The organism is Lactiplantibacillus nangangensis, assembly GCF_005405065.1.
GTDB classification, from domain to species: Bacteria; Bacillota; Bacilli; order Lactobacillales; family Lactobacillaceae; genus Lactiplantibacillus; species Lactiplantibacillus nangangensis.
Genome location: NZ_BJDI01000003.1, coordinates 241935 through 253822 on the forward strand (window position 1 = coordinate 241935; position 11888 = coordinate 253822).

Here is an 11888-nt window from a genome sequence, read left to right on the forward strand (position 1 = left end):
GCCGATATCAAAAAGACACGATTCAGGAGAATTCCCGAATCGTGTCTTTTTGAATCGTTATTTGAAAAATTCGTTGTATAACGCAATGACTGCTTGATCGGCATCGCGGTCATGTACCCCAAACATGATTGAAATTTCGGAGGCACCTTGGTTGACCATAATTAATTTGATATTGTGGTCAGCCAAAGCGGTGGCCGCGCGTGACATAATCCCAACACGGTTACGCATGCTTTCACCGACAATCATTAAAATTGAATAATCGTGGGTGAAGTAAATTTCATCTGGTTGCACAGCTTCGGCAATTTCGGCTTTCAGCGTTGACTCTAACTCGGGTGTCAATTGATGCTCGTCGAAGATAATGGTTAAATCATCAATCCCGGAAGGCATATGTTCATAGCTAACATGGTGGTCTTCTAAAATAGTTAAGATTTTACGGCCAAAACCAACTTCCTTATTCAACAAGTATTTACGGATGTAGAGGGAACAGAAGCTTGAGGAACTGGCAATCCCAGTGACCGGATAATCGGTACTGTTATCTTTCGTCGATTTGATCAAGGTCCCCGGTGCTTCTGGATGGTTCGTATTCTTAACGTTCACCGTGATATTGCCTTGAATCGCAGGAATCAAAGCTTCATCATGGAAGACGGAGAAGCCGGCGTAGGAAAGTTCCCGCATCTCTCTAAAAGTCATCTCTTGAATCGCAGCTGGTTGTGCGACTAAGGACGGATTAACGGCATAGATAGCGTCAACGTCGGTGAAGTTTTCGTAGCGTTCGGCATTGACGCCGCGCGCAATGATCGCACCAGTAATATCGGAGCCACCCCGTGAGAAGGTACAAATTTGACCGTTACGATTGTAGGCAAAGAAGCCAGGAATGACCAAAATCTGATCACTGTTGGCCCATTTAGCGATATTGTCGTAACTGCTATCAATGATTTGGGCGTCATCAGGCACATCGGTAACGACCATGCCAGCTTCTTTTGGATCTAAGTAGCGGGCGTTCAGACCGGACTTGGCGAAGACGGCAGCAACGAGTTGCGCGTTAAGCCGTTCACCATGGGCCTTAAAAGTAGCCATTAAATAGGTGTTATCCGCATAAGTTTGTTTAGGTAAGTTTTTAATCGTGTCAAAGATTGGCGTCAACTGAGCTTCGGGAACCTCAAAGCCGTGGCCAATTTCAGCGTAGCGGTCGATGATGGTGCTCATCACGGCCGTTGTATCTTGATGGTGAATCGTTTGGCGAGCATACTGAATGAGTAAGTCGGTGACTTTGGTATCGCCGTCAAACCGTTTCCCAGGCGCAGAAACAATCACATATTTCCGTTGGTCGTCGGCTTCGACGATCGACAGTACTTTTTGTAGCTGGGTACTGCTGGCAAGGGAACTGCCACCAAATTTAATTACTTTCACATTAAATCGCTCCTCAATTTTATCAATACTTCAAAGAATAGCAGACAAACCGCTAGTTTGCAATGTTAATGTAACCTCATGTGGCTCTCATTTTCAGTCATAATTTGTTAACTTCGCCGAACCATTTTCAGTAAGCGAGATTGAAAGTTGCGTCAAGCCAACCTTTCGCTTATTATTTAGTACATATGCAGGGAGGACTATATTTGCAAACTCAGTTAGCGAAAGGGGTTCAATTGACGACGGTGCCTAGTCATCAATTTAAAACCAATCAAATCATACTTAATTTTCGGGCACCAATTAAACGGGCCGATATTACGAAACGGGCATTACTGGCCAATTTATTAGAAACTAGTTCTGCCGATTATCCAGATCAACGGGCCTTAGCCCACGCCTTAGCTGGTATGTATGGTGCGGCTTTTGGCGCCGGTGTGAGTCGCAAGGGACCCACGCACAATTTACAGTTAGCCATCACCGTGCCGAATGAACGCTATTTAGCAACGGATGAACCGTTGACTTTGCAGGCGATTGACTTTTTAGCGGCGATTATTTTTAAACCGTTAGTAAAGGATGGCCATTTTGATGAGCCAACTTTTAAGCGTCAAGTGACCAACTTAAAGGCATCGATTCAATCCGTTGATGATGACAAGCAATACTATGCGGCGCAAAAACTTAATGCGGCGTTATTTGCGGCCGATGAAGCCCAACAAATTCCTAGTTACGGCTTAGCCGCCGATTTAGATCAGCTCACGTCGAGTGACTTATATGCCTACTATCAAACTTTGTTGGCTGATGATCAGATCAATATCATTGTCATGGGTGATTTTGATGATGCGGCGGTTGTTGCTCGCTGGCAAGCGCTCGGATTTAAAGACCGGCTAGCGGCACGGCCAGCTGCGTTTTACCATCATGAAAATGCGGGACAATATACTGAAACAAGTGAAATTCAGGCGTTGAGTCAAGCCAAACTCAATTTGGGCTATGACTTCCCGGTCTTTTACCGGGGACAGCACTACTATGCCGCGTTAGTTTTCAATGAACTTTTTGGCGGCTCACCACTATCCAAATTATTCATGAACGTGCGTGAGAAGGCTAGCTTGGCTTATTATGCCAGCAGTTCGTTAGACACGTTTAGAGGTGTTTTAAAAGTCTCTGCGGGTATCGATGGTCAAAATCATGATCAAGTGCTACAAATCATTGCCGATCAATTAACGGCGATTCAACAAGGTGATTTCACGGATGACCTTGTTGATCAATTGAAGTTAGGCTTGATCAATGATTTTGAGTCCAGTTTGGATAGCCAACGAACCTTTGCGATTCAAGCCTTAATTGATGACTTGACGCAACAGACAGTTAGCGATGAAGACTGGCTCGAACAAGTCCAAGCAGTGACACGTGAGCAGATTATTGAAGTCTCAGAACTGGTCACGTTAAATAATGGATTCTTCTTAAGTGGGGGTCAGCATGCAAGTAACTAATTATGATCAATTTAATGAAACTAGTTATCAAACCAAGCTCGATAATGGCTTAACGGTCACGATGTTACCTAAAGCTGGTTACCATAAGACTTATGCCGTCTTTACGACTAATTATGGTTCGATTAACAATACATTTGTACCAGCAGGGCAGACGGAAATGCAACGGTTCCCCGATGGTATTGCGCACTTTTTGGAACATAAGATGTTTGAAAAGGCGGATCACGATGCCTTTCAAACTTTTGGTAAATATGGGGCCAGTGCGAATGCATTCACGAGTTTTACGCGCACGAGTTATTTATTCTCGGCCACCCGTAACCTCAAAGAAAATTTAGAAACGTTGCTTGATTTTGTTCAAGATCCCTATTTTACCCCGGCAACGGTCGATAAAGAGAAGGGCATCATTGGCCAAGAGATCGAAATGTACGATGATGATCCAAGTTGGCGTTTATATTTTGGAATGATTGGTAACTTATACCCTAATCATCCATTACAGTATGATATTGCCGGGACGACGGATTCCATTGCGAAGATTACTGCCGATGATCTCTATGCCGCTTACCGGACCTTTTACCATCCAGAGAATATGACATTGTTTGTCGTCGGTAAGCTTGATCCTGACGAAGTGCTCAGTTGGATTACGGCCAATCAGAGTGCAAAAAACTTTGATGCGTTTCAACCGATTGAAACCAAAATTCCGGCGACAGCTACCGATGGCCATGACATTATCCCGTATCGGTCAATTGAAATGCCTGTTGCGCGTGCTAAGTCGGTCGTGGGGGTCAAGGGCTTAATGCCGATTGAATCCGGTTTGCCAGCCTTGAAGTATCGGGCCGGCGTCAACGTCTTATTAGAAATGTTATTTGGCGATACGTCGCAGAATTATTTGCGGTTATACGATCAAGGCATTATTGACGAATCATTTGGTTATGATTTTGAGTTACAAAATGGGTTTGACTTTCTAACGTTCAGTGGCGAAACGGATGATCCGGCGGCTTTTGATGCGGCCATCATTGATGGTCTTGAGCATTGGCAGACAGCAGTCTTAGGTCAAGACGAGTTATTGGCGACGGTCAAAAAAGAAATGATTGGCCGGATCGTGTTCATGGCGAACTCGCTTGAAGCCATTGCTAACCGTTATGATCAGAATTTATTTGGTCAAGCAACGATTTTTGACGAACCTGCAATCATCGACGGCCTGCGTTTGGAAGATTTGGCAACTATCGCTGAACAATTGTTAACCTCGCAAGCTATCAGCGAATATCAAATTCGACCAGCGGCCAAGAATTAAAGAAATCTGAAAGTTATTGTCATCAGTACCGACAATTGAGTCGGCTGTGATATACTATGAAACGAAAGATTTTGAAAATAGACTTAGGGTGGAGAAAAAGTCAAATGAGTGAAAATGAAGAGAAGCTAACCATTGGTACGCGGCTTAAACAAGCGCGGACAACTAAAGGTTTGACCATCGATGATCTGCAACAGATCACCAAGATTCAAAAACGTTATTTAATTGCCATTGAAGATGGCGAGTTTGATAAGTTGCCGGGCGACTTTTACGTGCGGGCATTTATCAAGCAATATGCAGATACCGTTGACTTAGACGGCAATGAATTGTTAGAAACGTATCGCGATGACTTACCGAAGACTGAAACTGAAACCATTGTTAAAAATGTTGATGAAGTTCAACCAACCCGGACGAGTTCACGAGAACAACCAACCAGTCCGGCTGGCCGAGTCCGGAACTATTTACCAACGATCATTGTGACGGCCATTGTGGTCATCATCTTGTTGTTTATTTGGTTCATGGCGGTTAAGACCCATGCCGGTGCTGGTTCAGCTACAGATTCAAGCAGTTCGACGACGGAAGTTTCAAGTTCTAAGGCGAATAGCAGTAGCAAATTAGCCAGTTCTAAGAAGGCTGCTAGCAGCAGTAGTGCCGCTAAAGCCAGTTCTGAAAAGAAAGCTAAGGACGATCAACAAACCATTAAGGCTGACGGTGACAGTGATACGGCTTATACGTTAACCAATGGTGCTGATAAGAATAAAGTTAGCTTTAAGGCGTCCAAAGCCGCATGGATGGCTGTGACGACGGATGGCACTCAAACTTGGCAAGGGACTTTAACGGCCAATGGGACTCATGATGTGACGTTGCCAGCCAATGCTAAAACGGTGAAGTTCCAATTTGGAAATGCCACGGCAACCTCAGTAACGATTAATGGCAAGAAGTTTAACTTCAATCCAAAGAATAGTTCGTCACAAGTACGGACGATTACTTTAACCATTAAATAGACGTTACGGAGGAAAAGTCATGAATTTACCTAATAAATTAACTGTTTTTCGGATTATTTTGATTCCAGTGTTCATTTTGATCATGGTCTTACCCTTAAGTTGGGGTCAAGTGACTTGGGCGGGGACGACGATTCCTGTGACCCAAGTGGTGGCAACTGTTATTTTTGCGGTAGCCTCATTGACCGATTTAGCGGATGGTAAGATTGCTCGCGGACAACACTTAGTCACCAACTTCGGTAAGTTTGCCGATCCCTTGGCGGATAAGATGCTGGTCATGACGGCGTTCATTATCTTGGTTCGGATGAATATGGCGCCCGATTGGGTCGTGGCAATTATTATGTGTCGGGAACTGGCCGTCACGGGCTTACGGTTACTGATTGTTGAAAATAACGGTAAAGTAATGGCTGCGGCCATGCCCGGTAAGATCAAGACGACCACGCAAATGATCGCCATCATCTTCTTGTTATTGAATAATGTGTTATTTGATGCGATTAATATCCCATTTGCCTTGATCATGCTCTATATTTGTTTATTCTTTGTCATCTACTCCGGTATCGACTATTTTGTTCAAAATCGCGATGTCTTTGCGGACGGCTTTAAATAACTTGATAAAATCACTGACTAGCACAACTGGTCGGTGATTTTTTTCGATTCTTTTGATGGAAGTACCGGTTAAGTTTCGTATATACTTAATGTAACCATACAAACCAGTTATAAGGAGGAGTCTTTGCAGTTATGCAAGCAGAAATAATTGCGGTTGGGACCGAGATCTTACTCGGTCAAATTACGAACACGAATAGTACCCATATTGCGCAAGGTCTCGCAGAGCTTGGCATTGATAGTTATTATCAAACGGTCGTCGGGGATAATCCGGTGCGACTTGCCAAGGTCATTGAAATTGCGGCCCAGCGTAATGATTTGGTAATTTTATCTGGTGGGCTCGGACCAACTAAGGACGATTTGACCAAACAAACGTTAGCTCAATATTTAAATGTGCCATTGGTGGAAGATGAGGCTGCCATGAACGTGATCAACGACTATTTCAAGACAACGGGTCGCACGATGACAGCGAATAATCGGATTCAGGCGTTGTATCCAGCGGGCGCCACACCATTAACGAACCATAATGGTATGGCAGTCGGGGCTTTTTATCAATCCCCAGACTCAGCGGACTTTTTATTGTTACCAGGGCCACCGCGTGAAATGACCAAGATGTTTGAAATGGAAGCTAAGCCGAAGTTGCAAGCGGCTTATGGCAAACAATCGCAGATTTATTCGCGGGTCTTACGGTTCTTTGGCATCGGTGAATCTAAGCTAGTCACGGAATTGCAAACGTTGATTGATGACCAGCAAGCCGTCACGATTGCCCCTTATGCGAAGACGAATGAAGTCACGTTACGACTGAGTGCCCAAGCGGATTCTAAGGCGTCCGCGCAACAAGCGTTGAACACGGTCGAAACTCAGATCAAAGCTAAGGTTGGGACTTACTTTTATGGCTATGGGGACGATAATTCCTTGGCAAAAGTCGTCATTAAAACGATGATCGATCGGCAATTGAGCATTACTGCGGCTGAAAGTCTCACGGCTGGCGAATTCCAGAGTACTATCGGCGGTGTGCCGGGTGTTTCAGCGATTTTCCCAGGTGGCTTTGTGACTTATGCGAATGCCGCAAAGCACCAACTCGTCAATGTCCCACAAGCGACAATCGACCAAGCTGGGGTTGTGTCAGAAGCAACGGCAATCGCGATGGCCGATGGGGCCCGAGCACAGTTACACACCGATACAGCGCTGAGCTTCACTGGCGTGGCTGGTCCGGATGAACTGGAAGGACAACCTGCTGGGACGGTCTGGATTGGCCTAGCTTACCCTGAACAGCCAACCACTGCCTACTTGTATCATTTTGCTGGTGATCGCCAAAAGATTCGTGAACGCAGTGTGATGGCTGGCTTGGACCTCTTACGGCACGCACTTGATGGCAAAACCACATCTGAAAAATAAGCCGAACTTTTGTTCGCTTTTTGCTTGCATTTCTGCAATTGAACAGCTATGATATTAAGAGTTAAGAGCGAGAACCAAAGGAGGAAATAATTTGGCTGATGCACGTCAAGCAGCACTAGATGCTGCCTTAAAAAAGATTGAAAAGAACTTTGGTAAGGGCTCCATTATGCGGATGGGGGATGCGGCTAATACCGAAATCTCAACCATTTCAAGTGGGTCGTTAGCCTTAGATGATGCGTTAGGCGTTGGCGGGTATCCGCGAGGCCGAATCGTTGAAATCTATGGGCCTGAAAGTTCTGGTAAAACGACCGTTGCGTTGCACGCTGTCGCTGAAGTGCAAAAGCAAGGCGGAACGGCTGCTTATATTGACGCGGAAAACGCGTTAGATCCAGTTTATGCAGAACATTTAGGCGTTAACATTGATGATTTGTTGCTCTCACAACCAGATACTGGTGAACAAGGGTTGGAAATTGCCGATGCCTTGGTTTCTAGTGGGGCTGTTGACATTTTGGTCATCGATTCCGTTGCCGCCTTAGTGCCACGGGCCGAAATCGAAGGCGAAATGGGTGACGCGCATGTTGGGTTACAAGCCCGCTTGATGTCACAAGCCTTACGGAAACTCTCTGGGACTTTAAATAAAACTAAAACGATTGCCTTATTTATTAACCAAATTCGTGAAAAAGTTGGGGTGATGTTCGGTAACCCTGAAGTGACGCCAGGTGGTCGGGCATTGAAGTTCTATGCAACGATTCGTTTGGAAGTTCGTCGGGCGGAACAGATCAAAGATGGGACCGATATTATCGGGAACCGTGTTCGGATCAAGGTCGTCAAGAACAAGGTTGCGCCGCCATTCAAAAAGGCGGAAGTTGATATCATGTACGGTCGCGGGATTTCCCAAACTGGTGAAATCGTGGATATGGCCGCTGACAAGGATATCGTTAAGAAGAGTGGTTCTTGGTACTCTTACGGTGAAGATCGAATTGGTCAAGGCCGTGAAAATGCAAAGAATTACTTGACGGAACATCCAGATGTCATGGACGAAATTCGGACGAAGGTTCGAAAAGCCTATGGGATGGATGCGGCAACTGATGAAGAAGCTGAAATGACTGATCCAAAGAAAAAGGACAGCGCGAAAGCTAAAGTTGAAGCTGACCCAACGACATTAGATTTAAAAGAAACGCCAAAAGCCACTAAAGCAGATAAATAAGTTTTAAACAGAACGTCCAAAGCGGTTGCTTTGGGCGTTTTCTAATAGAAAAAGGGGCCTTTTCTCAGTGAGGCTAAGGTGCTGAAACGTTCTCACATAAGACTTTAAGTTGACACTACCTGTTTCAAACATTAGAATAACAAGTGTGTAAGTAATCAAAATATAACATCTGAAAATTTGTAGTTGATTTTATGTTAACTGGATTTTGGTGATGCGGAGGTGGAAACATGAATGTTTTCGGGTTAATCCTCGCAGTCATCGCGATTGTTGTCGGCTATGGGATTGGTTATTATGTTCGTAAGAACGTCCATGAAAAAGAATTGGATGTCGCCAAGAACACAGCTGAAGGTATTATTTCTGAGGCTAAGAAAGCAGCAGCGACTCACAAGAAAGAAAAAGTCCTTGAAGCAAAAGAGGAGAGTCACCGCTATCGAACTGAAGTTGAAGGCGAGTTGAAGCAACGACGGAATGAAGTGCAAAAGCAAGAAGACCGTCTGTTACAACGCGAAGAAACTTTGGATCACAAAGAAAATACTTTTGAAAAACGCGAAGATGCTTTAGGCAAAAAAGAAGAAAAAATTGCCACAGAGCAAAAGCGGGTTGAACAACAGCAACAAAGTGCAGCTTCACTAATCACGCAACGTCAAGCAGAATTAGAAAAGGTCGCAGCCTTATCACAAGACCAAGCGCGGGAACGGATCTTAGCCCAAACGCGGGATCAGTTAACGCATGAACGGGCCGTGATGATCAAGGAAAGCACGGACGAAGTTAAGGCTCAGTCTGAAAAGGAAGCTAAAAACTTAATCGTCCAAGCAATCCAACAGAGTGCCGCCGATATGGTTTCTGAGACGACGGTTTCTGTCGTTTCATTACCAAATGATGACATGAAGGGCCGTATTATTGGTCGTGAAGGTCGTAATATTCGGACGCTGGAAACGTTGACGGGGGTCGATTTAATTATCGATGACACGCCGGAAGCGGTCGTTTTGAGTGGCTTTGATCCAATTCGACGCGAAATCGCTAAGATTGCGCTCGAAAAATTAATTCAGGACGGTCGGATTCATCCGGCACGGATTGAAGAAATGGTTGAAAAAGCCCGTAAAGAAATGGACGAGAAGATTCGCGAAACTGGTGAACAGACTGTCTTTGATTTGGGATTGCACGGGATGCATCCTGACTTGATCAAGTTGGTCGGCCGGTTGAACTATCGGACTAGTTACGGTCAAAATGTATTGAATCATTCGATTGAAGTTGCGAAGTTGGCGGGCGTTTTGGCCGCTGAACTTGGTGAAGATGTTACTGTCGCGAAACGCGCAGGGTTATTACACGATATTGGTAAAGCCGTCGATCACGAGATCGAAGGCTCCCACGTTGAAATTGGCGTGGAATTAACAACTAAGTACAAAGAAAATCCAGTGGTCATCAATACGATTGCATCCCATCATGGGGATGTTGAAGCAAAATCGATCATCGCTGTGTTGGTTGCGACGGCGGATGCAATTTCCGCTGCCCGGCCAGGCGCTCGGAGCGAGTCGTTGGAGAATTATATTCATCGACTTGAAAAACTTGAAGCGATTGCTAATGATGAAGATGGCGTCAAGAAGAGCTATGCGATTCAAGCTGGTCGTGAGATTCGGGTTATCGTTAAGCCAAAAGAGATTTCTGATTTACAAGCAACTGTTTTGGCCCACGATATTAAAAAGCAAATTGAAAATGAACTCGAATATCCTGGCCATATTAAAGTTACGGTCATTCGGGAAGTTCGAGCAGTTGATTACGCTAAATAAGCAGAGGATAAGTCTGAGACTTCGGTCTTGGGCTTATTTTTTATGGCGAGATTGGTTAAGTGACTTTTTAAGGAGACCAAGGAAAAAGCCCGTCAAATCACGCTGCCAAGATTCTAAGCTAGGCTTTTATGTTGGCCCGTTTTATGATGAAGCTAATTCAAAAGGGAGTAATCAGGATGCGTTTTGGTGAACGATTAAAACAAGCTCGGCTTGATCAAAAAATGACCCAGAAAGCTGTAGCTGAACAATTACACGTTTCCCGTCAAACGATTTCTAGTTGGGAAACAGAAAACAGTTATCCAGATATTGATAGTTTGTTACGTTTGAGTGATTTTTATGGTTTATCACTGGATGTGTTGTTGCGTGAAGATGAGGGCATGACCGATTATTTGCGCCGCCAAGAAGTTCGCAAACAAATTCGCCCAGTTCGACTGATGTTAGCATTCATGAGTATGGGAGTTGTCATTTTAACAATCGTTGACCAACTTGAACCACAATTGAAGCTGATTAATCCGGTCGTCAGTTTTGTCCTGTTGTTGGGGATCTTTGCCTTAAATGGGTTGAATCAGGCTGATCGTCATTTAGGCTTGGATGACCGACCATTATTTCGTGAGCGACATCCGTGGTTTAATCGGTATGCGCAGTGGCTTTTTATTCCGGTCACCATTTTGGGCTTGGTTGGTGAAGCGTTGAATTTTCAACCACACTTGAGCGGACCGATGGGGATGATTGGGTTCGTGGGCGTCTGCCTTTGGTTGGTGGTACGAACGGAGAAAGCTAAAGGCTAAAGTGTGTGGCATGAGTTTAGGCTGAAAGTTGGCCTAGGCTCATTTTTATTGTGGACTGTGCGCCACTTTTTGCGTGAATTAATGCTAAAATAATGGTTATAACGTTAAAACAAGGGAGAGCATATGCGAATTTTATTTGTCGGCGATGTCATGGGTCAAGTGGGTCAGGACGCAATTGCCACGTACTTGCCAAAGTTAAAGCGGCGCTACAAACCGCAAGTCACGATCGTGAACGGTGAAAATGCCACTAAAGGTCGCGGGATTAATCAAGAGGTTTACAAGAACTTTTTAACGGCGGGTGCCGACGTTATTACGATGGGGAACCACACCTGGGATAATAACGAAATTTTTGATTTCATTGGTGGGGCCAAGAAGTTGGTACGGCCATTAAACTTCCCGAGTGAAACGACTCCGGGTGCGGGCTATACGATTGTTAATGTGAATACTGAAAAATTAGCGGTGATCAATTTACAAGGTAACGTATTCATGGGGCAAAATTTGGCCAATCCATTTTTGACGGTAAAACCGCTGATTGCTGAATTGCGGGAACAAACACCTAATATTTTTATTGACCTCCATGCCGAAACGACCAGTGAAAAAGAAGCGATGGCTTGGTATTTAGACGGCCAAGTGAGTGCGGTGATTGGCACGCATACGCATGTGCAGACGAGTGATAACCGGGTGTTGCCAGATGGGACGGCCTTTTTAAGTGACGTTGGCTTTACCGGCCCTTATAATGGCATTCTAGGCATGACGCGTGAAAATGTGATTGGGCGGTTCTTGGAACAAATGCCGACGCGTTTTAACGTGCAAGAAGACAGTCCGGCGGTGCTATCCGGCTGTGTGATCGATGTTGATGGTAAAACAGGCCATGCGAAAAAAATCGAACGGATCCTCATTAACCCGGACCATCCTTATTTTGATGATTAATTTG

The 11888-nt window shown here is 44.9% G+C and carries 10 protein-coding genes; 9 read left to right on the forward strand and 1 reads right to left on the reverse strand.

Translation table 11 applies throughout. From position 1 onward, the window contains the following. Positions 1-57: 57 nt before the first annotated feature. Complete coding sequence (locus FFM70_RS04440) at positions 58-1410, reverse strand: aspartate kinase (RefSeq protein ID WP_137615640.1); 1353 nt, start codon at positions 1408-1410, stop codon at positions 58-60. Positions 1411-1613: 203 nt separating this feature from the next. On the opposite strand from FFM70_RS04440, the gene yfmF reads away from it, so the two are divergent. The 9 genes from yfmF to FFM70_RS04485 all read left to right on the forward strand — a co-directional run bounded on the left by yfmF (position 1614) and on the right by FFM70_RS04485 (position 11884). Next, positions 1614-2885 carry an EF-P 5-aminopentanol modification-associated protein YfmF gene (gene yfmF / locus FFM70_RS04445; RefSeq protein WP_223877433.1) on the forward strand — a complete coding sequence of 424 codons (1272 nt, stop codon included), beginning with the start codon at positions 1614-1616 and terminating at the stop codon, positions 2883-2885. Continuing rightward, positions 2872-4173, forward strand: a complete 1302-nt coding sequence (gene yfmH / locus FFM70_RS04450; protein WP_137615642.1) for an EF-P 5-aminopentanol modification-associated protein YfmH — start codon at positions 2872-2874, stop codon at positions 4171-4173. Before yfmF ends, yfmH begins: the two co-directional genes overlap by 14 nt. A 104-nt stretch (positions 4174-4277) precedes the next feature. Beyond that, positions 4278-5174, forward strand: a complete 897-nt coding sequence (locus tag FFM70_RS04455) for a helix-turn-helix domain-containing protein (RefSeq protein WP_137615643.1) — start codon at positions 4278-4280, stop codon at positions 5172-5174. A 19-nt stretch (positions 5175-5193) separates the two neighbouring features. Next, positions 5194-5778: a CDP-diacylglycerol--glycerol-3-phosphate 3-phosphatidyltransferase gene (pgsA, locus tag FFM70_RS04460; protein ID WP_137615644.1), complete on the forward strand. Its 585-nt coding sequence runs from the start codon at positions 5194-5196 to the stop codon at positions 5776-5778. Between the two features lie 131 nt (positions 5779-5909). Beyond that, positions 5910-7172, forward strand: coding sequence for a competence/damage-inducible protein A (locus tag FFM70_RS04465; protein ID WP_137615645.1), 1263 nt, complete (start codon positions 5910-5912; stop codon positions 7170-7172). 91 nt (positions 7173-7263) lie between these two features. After that, complete coding sequence (gene recA, locus FFM70_RS04470) at positions 7264-8379, forward strand: recombinase RecA (RefSeq protein ID WP_137615646.1); 1116 nt, start codon at positions 7264-7266, stop codon at positions 8377-8379. A 227-nt stretch (positions 8380-8606) separates the two neighbouring features. Then, positions 8607-10166, forward strand: coding sequence for a ribonuclease Y (gene rny / locus FFM70_RS04475; protein WP_137615647.1), 1560 nt, complete (start codon positions 8607-8609; stop codon positions 10164-10166). Between the two features lie 146 nt (positions 10167-10312). After that, a complete protein-coding gene (locus FFM70_RS04480) occupies positions 10313-10954 on the forward strand; it encodes a helix-turn-helix domain-containing protein (RefSeq protein WP_137615721.1) in 642 nt (213 codons plus the stop codon). 123 nt (positions 10955-11077) lie between these two features. Further along, on the forward strand, positions 11078-11884 hold the full coding sequence (locus FFM70_RS04485; RefSeq protein WP_137615648.1) for a TIGR00282 family metallophosphoesterase: 807 nt from the start codon (positions 11078-11080) through the stop codon (positions 11882-11884). Positions 11885-11888: the final 4 nt, after the last annotated feature.

What these genes read in the sequence shown, in the direction of transcription:
- yfmH (WP_137615642.1), top strand. Translation starts at nt 2,872, where the DNA reads ATGCAAGTAACTAATTATGATCAATTTAATGAAACTAGTTATCAAACC.
- FFM70_RS04455 (WP_137615643.1), top strand. Translation starts at nt 4,278, where the DNA reads ATGAGTGAAAATGAAGAGAAGCTAACCATTGGTACGCGGCTTAAACAA.
- pgsA (WP_137615644.1), top strand. Translation starts at nt 5,194, where the DNA reads ATGAATTTACCTAATAAATTAACTGTTTTTCGGATTATTTTGATTCCA.
- FFM70_RS04465 (WP_137615645.1), top strand. Translation starts at nt 5,910, where the DNA reads ATGCAAGCAGAAATAATTGCGGTTGGGACCGAGATCTTACTCGGTCAA.
- rny (WP_137615647.1), top strand. Translation starts at nt 8,607, where the DNA reads ATGAATGTTTTCGGGTTAATCCTCGCAGTCATCGCGATTGTTGTCGGC.
- FFM70_RS04480 (WP_137615721.1), top strand. Translation starts at nt 10,313, where the DNA reads ATGAAGCTAATTCAAAAGGGAGTAATCAGGATGCGTTTTGGTGAACGA.
- FFM70_RS04485 (WP_137615648.1), top strand. Translation starts at nt 11,078, where the DNA reads ATGCGAATTTTATTTGTCGGCGATGTCATGGGTCAAGTGGGTCAGGAC.